Genomic DNA, 18752 nt, shown 5'->3' with positions numbered 1-18752 from the left:
AAGAGAACGTTATGAAGAATTCATTGCTCATTATCGCATTTTTGCTGGCTGGCCTGCTAGGCTTTGCTATCTATTGCTGGGCGTTGATTGACTGGATTCAGGACTACAGGACAGGAATCTTCGCCAGAGATCATAATGAGGCCATTCGCGATACAGGGGGGATTTTATTGTATTCCTATGCAGGATTTCGCTTCCTTAGAAGCCGAACTATCTAGTAATCCGTTCAGGCTGGATCAGGCAACAAGTGCAGGTACTGATTAGACTTGACTTGTATTAGCCTTTAGGTTAACACCCTTATCACTAGTTCCATGAGCTCCTATCGACTTCTTTTGTTAGTACTGCTATTGGCCAGTTGTTCAGGCAAGAAAGATGTTGCGCCTTCATCCTATTCGTCGCCTTATTTAGGGTTTTATAGTGGACAGTATACCAAAACGACAATTATTGGCGGGGCTGCTCCCAAAACGATTATTGGGGGCGGGTATGAGTCAATAGGGCCTGAACCTTATGGCGACCCAAAGCGCTTAATTATCTATGCTGATACAGCACGGATGATTATTCTTGGCGAGTCGGTTAATGGCGGAACCAATTTTACGTTAATACCTTCTTTACCGGCCAATGATCCAAAAGCAACCAGCCTAAGTAGCGGGTATCTTTCGCTGACGGGTTTTTCTTTCTCACAAACCATAATAAGCCCTGCGAACAACTTTACGCAGACGATTACTTCTGTAGGAAAAAGATAGCGTTTTAGCCTTTACTAAAGTCGACATTGCGCTTTTCCGAATTTTGGAGAGCAGTTTGTAATGAACCGGTTAGCTGGCATTTGCCTTTAGAATCAATTCCTGGTAGTTTAGTATTCTACACCAAAACAACTGGCTAGATGCAAGAGGATAATGTCAAGGAGTGGGATGTTCTGCGCTACATTTTGGTGATTGCCCTGATTTATGTAGCTGCTTTAGTGCTGGAAGACATGAACAATTATTCGATCTCGGAAACCAACCGGCTGAGGCAGGATTCAACACGCAAGGCAGTCGAGAAAGCGAGAATAAACTCGGTGCAATCAGGCACAAATTAACAAAAGTCGATCTAGCCTCATGAAAATCAGCATACAACAAGATCAGCCAGGCGATTACTACGGTGTAGTTTACAAAGGAAACTTTGTGTTGCCTCTCTTACTTGCAATCGGACTGGGGGTAGTATTCTGGCTGCTTTTCAGAAAGAGAAATAAATAAATTTTGCTCAATCTTGAGCTGCCAACGACTATGGCAGATTAGTTCACACCGTTTGATTACTGGTTAGATCACGTGCTCTATTAAGTCATATCTGAGTTCGATCAGATTTCAGAAAGAGTCTAATTACTACCAAAGTAGAGCGAAACAGAAGATACCGATAGCTTAATCAGTATCTTTGATAAGCAGGCCGTTCGATAAAATGATCTATACAGACACCGCTTTAGTTAATGATATTGAACGGGTAGGGCAAATCCCGATTATATCCACCTTACTTGATGTTGTGTGCCAAACAACCGGAATGGGATTTGCGGCCATTGCCCGTGTCACGCAGGACCGATGGATTGCCTGTAGTGTGCGCGATGAGATTCAGTTTGGTCTAAAGCCCGGTGGGGAGTTAAAAGTAGAAACCACTATTTGTGATCAGATCAGGGATACGCATCAAGCCGTCATTATCGATCATGTGGAGACCAGCGAATTTTACTGCAATCATCCCACGCCTGCCATGTACGGATTTCAGAGTTATATTTCTGTTCCTATTATTCTGAAAAACGGAGACTTTTTCGGGACGCTCTGCGCTATTGACCCCAGACCGGCCCTACTCAATAATTCAAAGGTGATTGGTATGTTCACCTTGTTTGTAGAATTGATTGCGTTTCATTTGCAACAAATCGAATTATTAGAGCAAAGTCAGGCTTCTCTGGAAACGGTACATCAGCAATTATCGAACTCACTTGATGAAAATCGGCAGTATCGACATATTTCCAATCATAACCTTCAGGAACCACTTCGAAAAATTCGGGTCTTTAGTGGTATGTTGATCGATGCCACGGAAAAGAATGATCTTGGTCAGGCTAAGATTGTTGCCGCACGAATCAGTTCCAGTGCGCAGCGCCTGTCCATGATGATAAAAGATGTATCCAGCTTTACGGAGGTAAACGCCGAGAATACTGTTGTTGAAACCGTTAATTTGGGACAACTAATCGAAGACGTACGCGTTCAGCTAAAGCCACAACTGACGGCAAGCAAAGCCACGTTTCATATAGATACGCTACCCTCTATACAGGCCGACCGTTTTCAGATGGAACAGCTTTTTTATCACTTACTTCACAATGCGGTTAAGTTTGCGAAAAAAGATGTAGATCTACGAATTGAGATCACAGCGAACGAATTACCCTCATCGAAATCGGGCCATCTGGCAGGAAACGAACCGAGTTTTATTGAAATTCGGCTAATCGACAATGGGATCGGCATTGAAAAATCCCAGCTTGAAAAGATCTTTAATATGTTTTCTCAAGTGCCTTCAACGAATCAGATTCGAGCTGGTGAGGGCATTGGTCTGGCCTACTGTCGCAAAATTGTTCGCAATCATTCTGGACGCATCGAGGCCAAATCAGAAATAGGCCAGGGTACAACTATGACCATTCAGCTTCCGATTGGCGTACAGTAAGCCTTTAGGCTGCTATGGGCAAATACACACTGAAGGTAGCTCCCTCACCAGGCTTACTGGTAGCCGTGATAGCTCCTCCATGATTGGTCACTACTTTCTGACAAATTGCCAGGCCCACACCTGTTCCGGCAAACTCACCCTTTCCATGTAGTCGCTGGAATACCTGAAAAATGCGATCGGTATACTTCTCATCAAAACCAATTCCGTTGTCTATCACCTTTATGTAATAATAAGCCTCAGTTGACTGAACTGGCTTTACCGTCACAGGCAACTCGTTGGCCAATAAGTTGGTCGCCTGAATAGTAATCTGTGGAGCTATCTGCTGGCCCGACTGATCTTTACGACTGAACTTAATGGCATTAGAAAGCAAGTTCTGGAAGAGCTGGCCTAATTGAGAAGGATCACCCTGCACAGTAGGTAAAATCCCTACTTGAATCTGAGCCTGTGTTTCGCCAATGGTAACCGATAAATTATCGATCGCATCGTTTATGACCTGTTGAAGTGATACAGAAACGTCTGGCGCTGGACTGGTTGAAATGCGGGAGAATGTTAGCAAATCTTTTATCAGGAGCGACATTCGGCTGGCCGCTAGCTGCATTCGGTTCAGGTAATTTAGTTCCTCACCCGATGGAGCTGCATAACGGGTCTTCAACAGATCACTGAATTGATGAATTTTGCGTAGGGGCTCCTGTAAATCGTGCGAAGCAATGTAAGCGAACTGTTGCAGATTCTCATTCGACCGTGTTAGTTGCTGATTGAGTTGGTCCAGCGCCTGATTATGCGCTTGTTGCTGACGCAGTTGATTTTGCAATTCAGTCTCATACTGAGCCAGTTTCGTTTCATTCTGAATGCGACGAAGCAATTGCCGGAAGAGTATCCAGAAAACAAGGGCAATTACGGTTATAGAGACAATACTCGACAGGATAATCCATCGCTGAGTTACCTCGTAAGCATTTTGGGCTTTCCCCCGACGCCAGATAGCAAGCGTTCGCTGATGCTCAATCAATCGACTAACGAGTGGCCGCATTTGCGCCAGCAATTCGCGACCTTCTGCCAGCAGTTCTTCTGACGTAGGGCTCGGCGTTTGTTGATGCCGTTTGGCAAACAGGCGCTCACTAACCTGCATACGTTGGCCAATAAATTGCCTCAATTGCCGAAATAAAGCCTGTTCCTTAGGTTCGTGACTAAGTGCCTGATCAAGCTGTTGTAGTTGGGTAGGCAGTTGCTGCCTGGCTTGTTGATAAGTCAATAAGAAATCCTTCCTCCCCGTCAGTTCATAATTACGGGCGTCTGTCTGAATGTCTCGGGACAATGCCGCAACCTGTTCTACTTTAGAGATAATCTCATACGTGTGGCGTACCTGTTCATTTAGCTTTCGTTGTTGTTGATTACTTCGCCAAGACAAGTTAGCGGTCAGACTAAGCAGTATACTAATAAGTCCGAAAGTGCCTATTAGCAAAATAGTAAGGCGCAATGGGTTCATAACGGAGCAGTAGACATAACGGTCAATTAGCCAGCTTCAGAGCCGGCTAGTAAGGCTTTTGTAAGGGAGTATCTTTCGACGTAAATCTACTTCGTTAAACGGCAGGAACAGATAACCATTGTTTCGTTTATTCGATTAACAAGCATTGTCAATTGAATAAGGTTTATGCAAAATACCCTTAAATCTCCTAAAGGGTAGTAACTAATGCACAAAAAAAACTGGTCTTGAGCAGATCAGTTTTTTTTGGTTATTCTCTATTCTAGTAAAGCTACAATCGTGCCAGGGAAGCCTAAGCTGCCCACTTCTGCGGGGTATTCTGAAACATCGGAACTGACACCTGCATATCAATCTTGGCCCACCTGCGCAAAGGAGAGTGAGAACTAAGCGGAGCTGATGGGTAAGGATTAGTAAAGTAATCAACGCCAGGATGGATAAATCGACAGGCAGAATGATTAATTCGCGCTTTAAGGTGAGTGTTCAGCTTCACCAACGAAAATGAGCAGGCCGAGTACCTCCAGCCTCCATATCCAGTCCACAAGGAACCAGTTGAACTGACAGGAACTGTATAACAGGAACGACTAGGCACGACAATGAGTAGCGACTTGATCTTGATTTTCATGTTAATCAATACATTGTATTGTTTAATAGTAGTGAAACCAGAATGGGATAAAAAAGGACTTAGTACGACCGAATCCTAACTAAAATTTAACTTCGTTAATAAACAGAGGGACAATCATAATCTGTTAATCGGTTGACTTGGCTGAGAAGAAAAGCCCTAGACCTGTAAAAACAAATGAAGCCAGAAAACATAGCAACGCTTGATTACCACTGGCTTGACCTAAAAGAAACAGGGCAGTAGCGATTAAGAAAACTGATATCAGCAATGAAAGAATGCTTAGTGCGCGTAGAAGTTTATTTCTCACGTTTTATCAACATGAACGTCAACAAATGACAAAAAATCATTACGCCTTAAACCCTCTTTTATTAGGAAGCGAACTGACAAAGAAACTAAGGGACAAATAGATGATAAATCACTCGGATCGTCCAGTAGAAAAGGGAGCCGGAGACGAGAAAAATGAGGGTCCAGGGACCAGGAACAGGGAAAGCGTTTTTCTTAATAGCCATTGATTTAGGTAGTTACAGTGAATGATAAGGCAAAGTAAATAGTCTGCAAATAATACTGTATTTATACTTAAGTATTTTTAACAAATTTTTAATCGCAACGACCTATTAATCAATATCCATAGTGGGGATTAACTATGAGTAACATGCGCCTGTTTACAGAAAACAGCAAGGATTTGCATCAATCTTACTAAAGGCACTCAACTGATCATGTCGAATCCAAAAAATAACCGTCTGGCAATCATTATCTCGCTGCTTATAGTGGCTGGCTTGTTGCTGGCGTTCTGGGCATTATATAGAGAGGGACATTAAAAAATCTGCATACTCAATTCATCCTATAGCAACAAAGCCCAGCGGCTGCCGGGCTTTGCTAGTAGTTTCAATTGCCTGCTCTTAGTTCATGGCAATAACACGGCTAACCTGTTGAACTGGTTGAGAAGACACATTCAATTGCTTAACAATGCTGCCTTCGCTCGATTTGATTTCCAATTCATACTCCCCATCGGCCAGATCATTCACATTCAACTTTACGGCGTATTTGCTTTCTTTCTTGCCAATACTGTGTTGATAAAGCACCTCATGGCTTTTGTTGCGAAGTACCACATCGACTGGCATCTCAGCTGACTTCTGGACGGCTAACCGAATTTGATGGTCAGTCGTCACATACGCGCTGGCATCAAAGGAGAGTGTTTTAGGGGTAGTAGGGTTAAAAAGTGTCGAAGCGCTTAGTAAAAGGGAAGCAGCGACTTTGCTCATTAGTGGTAACATGGTAGTAGTTGTTTAGTGTTTATGTTGTTGTTTACTGAGTTGGTACATATAATCCAAAGTACGTGCCAGCTTATTAATCATAATGATTATCAACACATTACACATTTTACTACTTATAGGTATCGTCCGTAACTGGACATATCCTGTTCACTTGCGGACAAAATTGAAGTTGGAGGACACTGAAGGGAATCTATCATCCATCCCCAGTGTAACTAGTAAAGGGTTTTATAGTGCCGATCAAAACGGTCGACACTATAAAACCCTTTACCTTCTTCAATATACGTTACCGAATAGCGGTTCGACCGGTTCTCGTCTTCTGAATAATCAACGGTACACACTTGGGGTCCGGGCAATTGCAGAAAGCTGGCTCAAGTATCACCGTGACATCGGTGTAGCAAGTACCGCCTGGGCTGTACAGTCGAATGGTGTATGGCTGACTCGTGGCAGGATTCAGCAAGTTCGTGAAGCTAACAGTGCCAGCCGTTACAGTCACGTTTGTTGGTGCACCGTAGGCAGGTCCACTTCCATAAGTACTGCCCGCAACAATATCTGCCCGTTCGGTATTTTGTAAAGTCGCGAAATCGATTCGAGCATCGTTATTCGCTACCGCTCCTGTGCAGGTAGCTGTTGTTGCCTGAGGAACAGCCGTATACCAGGGAACATCATTCACCGTAACCGTAGTCGATGTCGTTGATGAACAGCCCGTCGCGAATGTGCAGGTTGCCGAGTAAGCCGCTGTTAGTACAGGAGATACCAGTATAGTAGCCGTACTTTCGGTTGTTGACCAGAGAATTGTCCCCCCTTCGCAACCTGTTATTGTTAATGTTGCCGACTGACCCGAACATACTGTTGCAGAATTCACTGTTAATACGGGTAATGGGTTTACAGTGATTGTCGTGCTGGCTACATCTGAACATCCGGTAATCGTACTTACTGTCACCGAATAAACGTTACTAGTCGTCACGACAATTGAAGCGCTTTGTTCTCCGGTTGACCATGCATACAAGTCTCCACCACTGGCGGTTAAGGTCGCACTTTGTCCCTCGCAAAGCGTGGCACTACTAACCGCAATAACAGCTATTGGCAATGGGGTTATGGTAATGGTACCTGTAGCAGAACCAGAGCAACTTGCGCTGCTGGTGGCAGTCACGGAATACGTCCCATCAATGGTGCCGATCGCTACATTTGGTTGGCCTATTACCGGAGTTAATCCGACAGAGAAAACATAATTTGCAAATCCGGGGGTAGCTGTTAAGGTCGCCGACTGGCCCGCACAGATTGTAGCCGAGCTAAGCGCGACGACAGCCGATGGATTGACCGTTATGCTACCTGTCGCTGTGCCTATGCAACCTGCTGCACTGATGGCTGTTACGGAGTACATGCCATCTACAGTTCCACTCGCTATGTTTGTAACACCATCCTGCGTTAAACCTGCCGAGAAAATGTAAGTATCGTAGCCAGCTGTCGCGGTCAATACACCCACCTGGCCTGCACAAATCGTTGCTGAAGAGAGCGTTACCACAACCGCAGGGCTGACCGTGATGCTACCCGTAGTCGTAGCCGAACAACCATCTGTACTAATGGCCGTCACGGAGTAAATACCATCGGCTGTCCCGGTAGCCACATTAGGCGTGCCTGGTACTGGCGTTAAGCCCGTCGAGAAAAGATAACTGGCATAACCCGCCGTAGCACTCAGGCTAGCTGTTTGGCCGATACAAATAGTGGCCGAAGTTAGACTAACTACCGGCAATGGGTTTACCGTAATACTACTCGTGGCCGTGGCAGAGCAGCCTGCCAGTGTTGTGGCAGTTACCGAATAAAGACCACCCGTGTCACCTATAGCTGCATTCGGCGTTCCTGCTACTGGCGTTAAACCTGCCGAGAAACTATAGCTGTCATAACCTGAAGTCGCGACTAATGTGGCAGATTGGCCTGCGCAAATCGTAGTAGAGGATAACGTGACCACAGGTAAGGGGCTCACTGTAATGCTGCCTGCTCCAGTGCCTACGCAACCATCTACACTAGTGGCTGTTACGGAATAGGTACCGTCAACAGTACCTATGGCCATATTTGGTTGGCCTGAGATTGGCGTTAACCCGGCAGAAAAGGTATAACTGGCATAACCGGCTGTGGCAACCAGCGTCGCCGACTGACCAACGCAAATCGTCGCGGAGATAAGATCAACCACTGGTAAAGGATTCACCGTAATACTTCCGGTAGCTGTACCCGAGCAACCCACATCACTGATAGCTGTTACCGAATAAATACCATCTGCGGTGCCGGTGGCCACATTCGAGCTACCTACTTGAGCCAGTCCTGAAGAAAATAAATAAGTAGTATAACCGGGAGTTGCCGACAAAATTGCCGTTTGACCAGCACAAACCGTTGCCGACGAAAGCGTGACAACTGGATTCGCATTAATTGTGATACTACCTGTGGCCGTAGCCGAACAACCCGCTGTATTAATGGCTGTTACTGAATAGGTGCCATCTGTTGCGCCAACTGCTACGTTTGATGCATTTAATTGAGTAAGTCCTGCCGAGAACACATAAGAGGCATAACCCGCCGTGGCCGTTAAACTTACTGTCTGACCCGCACACATCGTCGCTGATGTAAGCGCTACGACTGGCAACGGATTGACCGTGATCGTGCCAGATCCCTCACTGACACACCCGTCAACGCTGGTTACCGTTACCGAATAGGTGCCTCCTACTGTGCCCGTAGCCACATTTGGCTGGCCTATCACAGGTGTTAAACCCAAGGGGAATTGATAAGACGCATAACCCGCTGTAGCTGTCAGGGTTGCCGACTGGCCTGCGCAAATCGTCACCGAAGAAAGCGTGACAACTGGTAGTGGGTTGATTGTGATACTGCCGGTAGCCGTTCCCGAGCACCCTTGGCTATTGATGGCCGTTACGGAATAGATACCGTCTACCGTAGCCGTTGCCACATTCGAGTTGCCTACTTGAGAAAGGCCAGCTGAAAAGAGGTATGTGTCAAATCCAGCCGTTGCCATCAGTACTGCGGTTTGGCCGGCACAAACACTCGCCGAGGAAAGCGTGACGATAGGCAATGGATTGACCGTTATGCTACCTGTCGCGGTTCCAGCACAACCTGCTGTACTTATAGCCGTTACCGAATAGGTACCGTCTGTAGTACCGATGGCAACATTGGATGTACCCAGTTGAGCGAGTCCGGTCGAGAAGATATAAGACGCATAGCCCGCAGTAGCCGTCAGACTAGCGATCTGGCCCGCACAAATCGTTTGCGACGTAAGCGTTATCACGGGTAATGCCTCAATCGTACTACTTCCTGTAGCCGTACCCGAGCAACCCGCCGAATTTAAAGCTGTCACAGAGTACGTACCCGCAGCAGTTGCACTAGCCACATTGGTGATACCTATCTGCGTTAAACCCGTTGAAAATGTGTAGCTGCTAAACCCATCCGTAGCTGTCAGACTAATTGGTTGACCAGCGCAAACGGTCACCGATGTTAACGACAAGGCTAATGGGGCGCACACATAGCCAGCATCGTATGTAAAGTTATTTTGGCCAGCCTGCCCAAGGGTAAATGCAATGCTCCCCGTTGCGTCAGGATTTGAATCTATGGCATCCGTTGCTGGGGTAGAGCCCGGTGGAGTGCTTATAGTAAAGGCGCTGACACTAGTTGGAAAACTAAGGGTGTAGCTTCCCCCTGTCGTCAATGTTAAGTTATACACCGATCCCAACACATTGGTACCGACCGCATTCGAAAAGTAATATTCCCCATTGGCATTGGTCGTTACCGTAGCAATCGTTGTTGAACCCGGCCCTTGCAAAACCACCTGTACGCCCGCCAAACCCGGTTCTCCCGGCTCCTGCAGGCCATTGTTATTGATATCCCGCCAAACGCGGTTACCAATTTGAATAGGTGGTAAATCGCAGTCTAATTCAAGATCGCCCAATCCATTGGCTTTTCCATACGTTCCCGGATCATCACTTCTATAGATTTGAACACTAGTAGACGCACTGCCCGAACCATCTGCGTTTCTAAATCGTCGGATACCGCCAGAATTGACGTTAAATGTTGGGTTAAGTGCAATAGAAGCCACTTCGCCACTTCCGGGTAGCAACGCCAGCGCCCCCTCGCTCACTTCCAGGTGGAACGGCCCACTGGACAAACCGAATCCAACGGCATCTCCATAATAATATTCTCCATTACCGGGCCCCTGCGTCGTATTAGCTCCTGCCGTGGCGATTCCATTGCAAACGCTGGCATTGTACTCGAGCGTCCATTTATTAACCCCATCAATACATTTACCCGCTCGCAGAATATCGCCAGGGGCAATGGCCCGGTATGTTTGCGTCGGGTCAGGCGTACTGTTGGCATCTGGCCCAAGGTTATTATTGCCGTACTGGTCCCCGAAACGATCCCGAATGCTTATAATCATAGACCCATCAACATCAAACTCAATGCCTGTCAACATGGGTTGTGGATAACTACAGTTAGGCAGATCGTTGCGCGCGAAACGTGTTGGTTGCGCACTAATCCAGGGTAGCCAGTGCTCAGCACGGTCAGCACCGACTTTATCGTTATTAGGCGCTCCTTTTTGATACGTAAGTGGAAAGGATAATACGTCGGTGAAGCTATTATCGATCGGGTTGTATTCATAGACAACCGCTTTCATACTAGTTGTATCCTGAGTAATCAGGCTATTACTGCTTGGGGGGCCATTAATATCTCCGCCTACGCCAAAATTGACCGTTCCTTCGACACCTTCGTTTGTTGTAACCCCACCTACGTAGACGCGTCCTCGATAATATTTCAGGCCAAATGGTCTAAAAACGCTGCCCGGTTTCTGACTTGGCGAGGGAATTTCATAACTGGTAGGCGTACCAGCCGTTGGGTTAGCACTTGTAGGATCAACAATCGGAATTTGGTACAATCGCCGATCGCCCAGATTAACGACATACAATTGGGTGCCATCTTCTGAAACTTCCAGATCACCTAAACCTGCCTTCCCAACCAGGTCGAACGCCGATGGATCTCGATTTCGATCCGTTAAAGTAGCAGGTAATCCACGGTCTGTATTAGAGCCAACCGTACTCGAACTCAGTGTGGCAACAGTACCCGATACCCCAGTACTGATAATAGCTGTTGCCGCCGTCGGGAGCGTAGTAAAAAGGCTGCTTGTATAGGTACCTCCCGAAGATTTTGTGATATAAATCCCTCCTGCTCCCCCTACGCCAAGCCCGGCATGCCGCTTTATAAAAGCAGCCGTATAGGTGTATTTTGTAGCCCGTTGATACGCCACCCCATATACGGTTCCTAATTCATTATTTATACTGATAGCTGTTTCTGAATCTGTATTACCACCTATAATAGTAGTCATCTGACTACTCGTAGAATTATAAGGCAAGGTGACAAAAACATTCTGTAAGCCAGATGTTCCTCCACCCAACGGATCTCCATTTACATAACAGGGCACCAGAAAATTGGGTATAGGCTGGCAGTAATCGTAGGGATAGTTAATACCAAGGTTAACGTCTGTAGCAGGCGAACTATCAATAAACTGGACAGAGGTTCCACTTTGTGCACCCCGAAATCCATCGTAGTAACCTGTAGGCAGACCAACAAACTCGACCCGATAAGGACCCGTTCCCGACACTGTAGCTGTGTATGAGCCTGCTATAGCCGTGGCCGAGCTGGTAACCGTACTTCCAACTAAACCGGTTGCATTATATATGTTGACCGTAACCCCGCCCACACCAATCTCACCATCCAAAGGGGTAGCAGCCGTAAAACTGCGTATACCATCTTCATTAAAGTCGCGATAAACAGTGCCAGAGATTTGTGCATGCGCCGTTAGGCATGAGGTTATGAAAAAAAACAGAGTATAGATAATCTGGTATACCTGAGGCACTTCTCCCCAGGTGGAACAATTAACCAGCTTATCCTTTTTAGTGTAAAGTTTTTTTTTCATAGAACTGTTAGTTGAGCGTATAAAAAATACGTACTGACACACGCCAATACAGATGAAAATCAGAGATTTTCGTCTTAGAGGTGCACTGACTCTAAACAGGACAAATGGAGTGCCACTTTCTTGAAAATCGGGACTTTAACTTTGCTAACGACTAAATTTGGTATATTAATGATATGCTTAGCAATATAAGGTAAACTATATATTAGTAGTATCAGTATATATTTATAGGTAGATACAGAGTTATAAAAAAACAAGCAACTTTCTCGTAATCAATAGTTTGCAGGAAAAGTAATTGAATAGGCCGACTAGATAGGTCAAATTAATTAGTATATAAAAATCATATGATAGATCTACTTATCTTATATATAACGTTATAAAAATGAATCGTTGAAATTTGTAGAATTATTTTTCAAATCAGGCACTGTACTGTATCCGGCTTATTGCAATAGCTCTATTATTATTAGACACAAAGACCCCACCAATAGCGTGCCAAATTAAACGTACACGAAGAAATTCACATCAAACAACAAGATAAATAACATTACTACTAGCAACACAAGCCTTAAGGGTGCTCATCAACTTGGATTATAAGCCAACCTCGTCTCATTTTTGACAAGTATTCCTGGCTAGCCCAAAAGAACGAAATTCTTTTTTCTCGGTAGGATTATCCTTTCCGCAAACGTCGGTAAACACGAATGGCTACCATTAAAACGACTAGTAAAGCCAGTAAGCCAAGCATACCCCACAACATATTCAGGGCATCTTTTAGAACGACCAGAAAGACGATGGCGAACAAAAATAAAGTGGCTACTTCATTCCAGATGCGCAGTTGATTGGAGGTATAGCGGAATTCACCGCGCTGTTCCTGCCGGAAAATGACATGACACAAACCATGATACACGTATAAGCCAACCACCAGTACGAGCTTATAGACCAGCCAGTCGGGTGTTGAGCCGTAGTTGTACCACGTATTCAACCCAAGTAACAAGGTAATTATGGCCGATGGCCAGGTAATACCAAACCAGAGCCGACGCTGCATCAACAACAATTGCTGCTGAAGAACGCTGCGTCCCGGCTCAGCCAGTGGTTCGGCTTCGGTTGCGTAGATAAATAGCCTCGGTATGTAAAACAAACCCGCAAACCAGGTCACGACAAAAATAATATGTAGAGCTTTGCTGTAATAAAACGTCATGATTCAACGCAAAGGGGGACATCTTGTGGTAAAGATACGAGTTGGGCGTGGTGTCAGCTACTTATAACCGACGCCATATATTACTTATCAGGTAGTATGATTTTCAAAAATCCGCTGGATCTGATTGATTTCATTGGTATAAATCGTCTTTTTGCGGGTGCCAAAATAAAGTATGTTTTCAATCACTTTCCTGCCTTCCCAAACCAGCTTCACTTTACCCTGCTCAAGCTCGTTTCGGCATAAAAAATCCGGGATGATCGAAAAGCCTATTCCGTCACTTAAACAGCGTACGATAGAGCAAATGTTAGGCACAATATAATTTGGCTTGAAGTCGGGATGCTTATTGAAATTCAGGTGCCAGAATTTTTTCAGATGATCCATATCAGCGGCTGTACTGTACCAAACCTGCTGTTTCAACCAGGCTTCGGCTTCAGTAACCTTTCCTGCCGACAGGAGGTTGTCAAACGCATCGGTATTTGATCGAGAGCCGCCTATGAGGACAATTCGCTCTTTGGAAAATGGTCGGTAATCCAGATTCGTCTGTATCCCCTTTTGTGGCGTAATGATCAAGTCCAGCAATCCTTTATCAAGATCATGCTGCATTTGAACATATTCCCCAAACTTGATAATGACATTAAACGGCAGCGTACTCATATGCGGCTCCAGCGTAAACTGAAAGGTTTCAAAGCACATGCCGATGCTAATAGTGGCCTTGTCCGTTTTCGAGCTCTTATTAAACTGTTGCTCAGCCGCTTCCAGCTTCGTGATTGGCTCCAGAATAAAATTGTACATCAGCTTGCCCCGCTCAGTAGGCACCATTTTTCGGGCGGCCCGGTCAAATAATTTGTAGCCCGTATGTGCTTCCAGCGAATTGAGATGGAGGCTCACACCTGGTTGAGAAATATATAAAGCCTGAGCAGCCGCTGTTAGTGAGCCGGTTTCGTAGATGGCTTTGAACGTTCGAAACCATTCCAAATTAACAATCATTATCTATCATTTTTATGATACAAATCTACTAGTTAACTTATTTTTATAATACTACTAGTGCCACTAATTTTGCATCAACAATAAAGACGAACACATCCATGAAAAATATTTTTGTGATCAATGGCGGTCAAAAATTCGCCCACTCTGGTGGCGCATTTAACGAAACGCTGACTGGCTGGACACTCGATTTCCTGAAGCAACACCCTGATTTTTCCGTTCAGGTTACTAACATTAATGACGACTACGATCCGGCAGAAGAAGTAAAAAAATACGTTTGGGCCGACATCGTGATTTATCATACACCCGTCTGGTGGTTTCAACTGCCTCACCGGATGAAAGAGTACATCGACCTGGTATTTACAGCTGGGCATCAGCAGGGAATTTACGTAAGTGATGGCCGTTCACGGAATAATCCAGCCATCAACTACGGCACCGGAGGAACCTTACAGGGACGGCAGTATATGCTTACCACAAGTTGGAATGCACCTAAAGAAGCCTTCACATTGCCGGGTGAGTTTTTCGGGCAAAAAAGCGTCGATGAAGGTGTTATGTTCGGTTTTCACCGCATGAACGCTTTCACCGGCATGGAGCCTCTGGAAAGTATTCACTTTCACGACGTGGAAAAGAATATTAATTTAATTCGGGACGAGGTACTGTATAAAGCACACTTAGAGAAAGTGCTGTTGGGGAGCGTGGTAGAGGTTTGTTAGTAGTGTGAGCTTCTGTCCCTACTCTTTATCATACTGCACCCGCAGTTCGTTTTTCAGGATTTTCCCGGCTACGTTCTTCGGAAATTCATCGACCTGCATGACTCCGAAAATCTTCTGATAACGAGCTTCTATGTGTTTATTCGTCCAGTCTTTTAGCTCCTGGGCAGACACATCGGTCACTAAACGGACAGCTGCAACGGGTGTTTCACCCCAGTCGACGTGTGGGACGCCAAATACGGCTACTTCAGCAACGGCGGGATGGCGAATGATAATCTCTTCAATATCTTTTGGGTAGACGTTAACCCCACCCGAAATAATCAGATCTTTCTTACGGCCCGCCAAAAACAGATACCCATCGTCATCAATATAGCCCAGATCGCCAGTGTAAAGCCAGCCGTTTCGGAGGGCATCGGCGGTTTGGGCTGGCTTTTTGTAATAACCCGATGTCAGAAAAGGAGCCCGGCCAATGATTTCACCGACTTCGCCTATGGGTTGTTCAAGGCCATTATCGTCGACAATCTTCATTTCTGAAAACCAGATCGGCCGCCCAACCGAACCGGTTTTTTCGGCCGAAACTGTCTTATCTAAAACGGTCATGAATCCCTCCGTCAGACCATATAACTCGTAAAACGTATTCGGGAATCGCCTGATCAATTCTTCTTTCTGTTCGCTCAACAACGGCGCGCCAACTGATAGAATGTACTCGATTGTTGGCAGTTTACTGATGGTGAATTCAGGATAACGCAGACAGGATGCGATTTGGGTAGGCACCAGAATCGTGTGCGTAACACCCTCACTGGCCAACGTTTGCAGGACTGGCTGTACCGAAAATTCTTTCAACAGCACATAGGTGCAGCCGATAAACATAGCCGGCATAAACGTCAGCATAGCCCCGTTGAACACAATGGAGCCTGAGTGCATAATAACGCTTTCGGGTCGGATTCGATAGGCGTTGGCAAACAGCGAACCATACATCGACCGAACAAAATGGGAGTGCATAATCCCTTTTGGCAATCCGGTTGTGCCACTGCTGTACATGATGTTGTACAGATCGTCACCGTCGAGTTCTGGCGTAGGTGGCTCATCTGGCGAAGCCGCTTGCCATAAGGCAGGATACGATTGCCAATTGGGTTGCTCGCCGTCGGTAAGCCAGTAGTTGGTATCAGGGATAATCAGTTCGCTGCGAACTTCGTCAAGAAAAGGGGCATGAGCAGAATCGGTCAGGACCAAGCCAGAATCAGCATCGTTGAGCAGATTTATTAAGCCACGGCCACGTACCATCGGGCTCATGGGTACAAGTACTGCGCCCAGTTTAGCCACCGCCCAAAAGGTTTCGTACAACTCGCGACTATTAGGCAGTACAGTGGCAACCTTATCTCCTTTACCAATACCAGCTGCCCGCAGCGCATTCGCCATCCGGTTGACACTTCGGTTCAACTCCGCAAACGTAAGGCGTGTATCGCCAAAGACGAACGCCAGATGATTGGCTCGAAATTGAGCGTGCTGCGTCAGCCAGTGATTAATGGTAAGGGGATACATAGATCATAAAAATCAGCGTTCTATTATTTCAACTGGCTTCAACTTAGGCGCAAAAAAGTGGATGCATAACCAGGCCAGTATATAGGCGCTGCCGCAAAGCAAAAACAGATAGTTATAGCCAATAGTAATATCGCCCTGTGCTTTGTAGGTATCCAGCAGTGCCCCTACTACAATCGGGAAGCCGAGTCCACCCAATGAACCCGCCATGCCGCCAAGCCCGACAACCGAGCTAACGGCATTCTTGGGAAACATATCCGACACGAGCGTAAACAGATTGGCGCTCCAGGCCTGGTGAGCGGCAACAGCCAGACTCAGCAAACCAACAACTTCCCAAATAGAGGTTGCATAACGGGTTAGCACAATTGGTACAATACAGAGCGCATAGAGCAGCATGGCCGTTTTGCGGGACCGGTTTATCGTCCATCCCCGACGAATAAAGTAACCCGACAAATACCCACCCCCTACGCTGCCGAGCGTAGCCGCTGTGTACACAAAAATGAGGGGTAAGCTGGGCTTTTTCAGGTCAAGGTTAAACGAGGAAGCAAAATAGGAGGGCAGCCAGAACAGGAAAAACCACCAGACCGGGTCAGTGAATAATTTGCCAAGAATGAACGCCCAGGTTTGCCGGTACCGAAGAAGATTCAGCCATGGGATCGATTCGCCGGTGGTTGTTTCAGCATCGCTGGTGATATAGACCAGTTCTTCCGATGATAATTTTTTATGCCGTTGGGGACTTTCGTAACTCATCCACCAGAAAACAAGCCAGATGAATCCAACCAGCCCCGTCAGCACGAACGCCATTTGCCAACCATAAGCCCCCAATACCCATGGGACCAGAATCGGAGCAACCACCGCACCGATGTTTGTACCGGAATTAAAGATACCTGTTGCCAGGGCCCGTTCTTTACGGGGGAACCACTCCGCTACTGTTTTGATGGCTGCGGGGAAGTTTCCGCCTTCGCCCAAACCCAGGAGAGCGCGGTAAACACCAAATCCGAATGTGCTGGTTGCCAGCCCATGCATCATGGCGGCAATGCTCCACACCGAAACGGCAATTGCATAGCCCATCTTGGTGCCAATGGCATCGATCAGCCTTCCAAACACAACGTAGCTAAAGGCATAAGCAGCCTGAAACGCCATCACGATATGACTGTAATCGGTTTCGGTCCAGTTGAAAACGGTTTCCAGTGTGGGCTTGAGCAGGCTGATCACCTGTCGGTCCAAATAGTTTATAGTCGTGGCTACAAACAGAAGCACTACAATTCGCCAGCGGTAGGTGGTCATGATTAATAAGCGATGGTACGTTGTGTTTGACTACTTTCCAGCGCTAGGTCGATGACACGGGCAAGTTGTTGAATATCGGCAGGGGTAATAGCGGGTTCGGCTCCGTTCACAATTGCGTCGTAGAGATTATCGTAAAAAGGGGTGTAGTTGCCGGGTTCGCTTTCGATCACTTCGGCCTTCCCATCCCGGTACAGTGTTCCCCAACGGTCTTCTGGTTCAACGCCCCAATCGGGTTTATTCGGTAATTCGTTGAGCCGTTGCCGTTCTTCCTGCACATCCAACCCACCTTTAATAAATGAGCCTTTGGTACCATGCAGACTAAACCGTAACTGATTGTTGTACACCATCAGATTCGACTCAAGTCGAACCACCTTGTCAGGGTAGCCAAGTTTTATGTCGAAATAGTCAGGCACATGGCTGTTCGGACGGAGGATTCGGATGGTAGCCTGTACGGTATCGGGCTTGCCAAACAGATTCAGCGCCTGATCGAGCAAGTGGGGCCCTAAGTTGTACAGATTACCCCGACCTTCACCAGCCTGTTCTTTCCAGCTTTGGGAATTCGGTGGAACAGGCGAGTAGCGATCATACAGACATTCATAATCAACGAGTTCTCCTAAGGCATCCTCGGCCAGTAGTCGTTTGATGGTTAAAAAGTCAGAATCCCACCGTCGGTTCTGATACGCGGTAGCGATAAGCCCCTGTTGTTTGGCTAACGCCAATAACTCAATTGCTTCGGCTTCCGAAAGCGCAAAGGGTTTTTCAACCACGACGTTTTTGCCTTGTTCAAGTGCCTTTCGCGCGTAGTCGACATGCGTTTCGTTGGGCGAACAAATGAAAACGAGATCGATAGATGGATCGGCGAACAACTCCTCGGGCGTAGCGACCCACTCAATCGACGCATCGAACTCTCGAACCGCATCGGGACGGCTACTGGCGATCTTCTTTATATGAAACTTTGGATTGACAGACAAAAACGGCGTATGGAAATACCGTCCAGACAAGCCAAAACCAACCAAACCAACATTAATA

The 18752-nt window shown here is 46.4% G+C and carries 14 protein-coding genes; 5 read left to right on the top strand and 9 right to left on the bottom strand.

Features of this window, described 5'->3' with window-relative positions; translation table 11 throughout:
- Positions 1-11: 11 nt before the first annotated feature.
- The 4 genes from GO755_RS38450 (at position 12) to GO755_RS38435 (ending at position 2676) form a co-directional block, all read left to right on the top strand.
- A complete protein-coding gene (locus tag GO755_RS38450) occupies positions 12-215 on the top strand; it encodes a hypothetical protein (RefSeq protein WP_157590758.1) in 204 nt (67 codons plus the stop codon).
- A gap of 93 nt (positions 216-308) precedes the next feature.
- Positions 309-740, top strand: a complete 432-nt coding sequence (locus tag GO755_RS38445) for a hypothetical protein (RefSeq protein WP_157590757.1) — start codon at positions 309-311, stop codon at positions 738-740.
- A 137-nt stretch (positions 741-877) separates the two neighbouring features.
- Positions 878-1072 (top strand): hypothetical protein, encoded by a 195-nt coding sequence (locus tag GO755_RS38440; protein WP_157590756.1) that lies wholly within the window; start codon positions 878-880, stop codon positions 1070-1072.
- A gap of 356 nt (positions 1073-1428) precedes the next feature.
- A complete protein-coding gene (locus tag GO755_RS38435) occupies positions 1429-2676 on the top strand; it encodes a GAF domain-containing sensor histidine kinase (protein WP_157590755.1) in 1248 nt (415 codons plus the stop codon).
- A gap of 4 nt (positions 2677-2680) precedes the next feature.
- Here GO755_RS38435 and GO755_RS38430 read toward each other — a convergent pair whose 3' ends face one another.
- From GO755_RS38430 to GO755_RS38405, 6 genes are all read right to left on the bottom strand, one after another.
- On the bottom strand, positions 2681-4159 hold the full coding sequence (locus GO755_RS38430; RefSeq protein ID WP_157590754.1) for a sensor histidine kinase: 1479 nt from the start codon (positions 4157-4159) through the stop codon (positions 2681-2683).
- Between the two features lie 289 nt (positions 4160-4448).
- Positions 4449-4778, bottom strand: coding sequence for a hypothetical protein (locus GO755_RS38425; RefSeq protein ID WP_157590753.1), 330 nt, complete (start codon positions 4776-4778; stop codon positions 4449-4451).
- A gap of 896 nt (positions 4779-5674) precedes the next feature.
- Positions 5675-6049, bottom strand: a complete 375-nt coding sequence (locus GO755_RS38420; protein WP_227687267.1) for a hypothetical protein — start codon at positions 6047-6049, stop codon at positions 5675-5677.
- Between the two features lie 283 nt (positions 6050-6332).
- On the bottom strand, positions 6333-12011 hold the full coding sequence (locus tag GO755_RS38415; RefSeq protein ID WP_157590752.1) for an SdrD B-like domain-containing protein: 5679 nt from the start codon (positions 12009-12011) through the stop codon (positions 6333-6335).
- A 664-nt stretch (positions 12012-12675) separates the two neighbouring features.
- Positions 12676-13203 carry a CopD family protein gene (locus tag GO755_RS38410; RefSeq protein WP_157590751.1) on the bottom strand — a complete coding sequence of 176 codons (528 nt, stop codon included), beginning with the start codon at positions 13201-13203 and terminating at the stop codon, positions 12676-12678.
- Between the two features lie 87 nt (positions 13204-13290).
- Positions 13291-14190 (bottom strand): LysR family transcriptional regulator, encoded by a 900-nt coding sequence (locus tag GO755_RS38405; RefSeq protein WP_157590750.1) that lies wholly within the window; start codon positions 14188-14190, stop codon positions 13291-13293.
- 98 nt (positions 14191-14288) lie between these two features.
- Between GO755_RS38405 and GO755_RS38400 the strand changes: the two genes are divergently transcribed.
- Positions 14289-14900, top strand: a complete 612-nt coding sequence (locus tag GO755_RS38400; protein WP_157590749.1) for an NAD(P)H-dependent oxidoreductase — start codon at positions 14289-14291, stop codon at positions 14898-14900.
- Between the two features lie 18 nt (positions 14901-14918).
- On the opposite strand, the gene GO755_RS38395 is transcribed toward GO755_RS38400, so the two are convergent.
- Genes GO755_RS38395 through GO755_RS38385 form a run of 3 tightly spaced genes read right to left on the bottom strand, consistent with a single transcriptional unit; the run spans position 14919 to position 18751 of the window.
- Entirely contained in the window at positions 14919-16439 is a 1521-nt protein-coding gene (locus GO755_RS38395; protein WP_157590748.1) for a class I adenylate-forming enzyme family protein, read from the bottom strand.
- Positions 16440-16451: 12 nt separating this feature from the next.
- Positions 16452-17723 carry an MFS transporter gene (locus GO755_RS38390; protein ID WP_157590747.1) on the bottom strand — a complete coding sequence of 424 codons (1272 nt, stop codon included), beginning with the start codon at positions 17721-17723 and terminating at the stop codon, positions 16452-16454.
- 2 nt (positions 17724-17725) lie between these two features.
- Positions 17726-18751, bottom strand: coding sequence for a Gfo/Idh/MocA family oxidoreductase (locus GO755_RS38385; protein ID WP_317166044.1), 1026 nt, complete (start codon positions 18749-18751; stop codon positions 17726-17728).
- Between the last annotated feature and the right edge of the window lies 1 nt (position 18752).

The sequence above is a fragment of the Spirosoma arboris genome (assembly GCF_009754945.1).
Lineage (GTDB): Bacteria > Bacteroidota > Bacteroidia > Cytophagales > Spirosomataceae > Spirosoma > Spirosoma arboris.
This window is presented reverse-complemented; position numbering and strand designations above follow the sequence as displayed.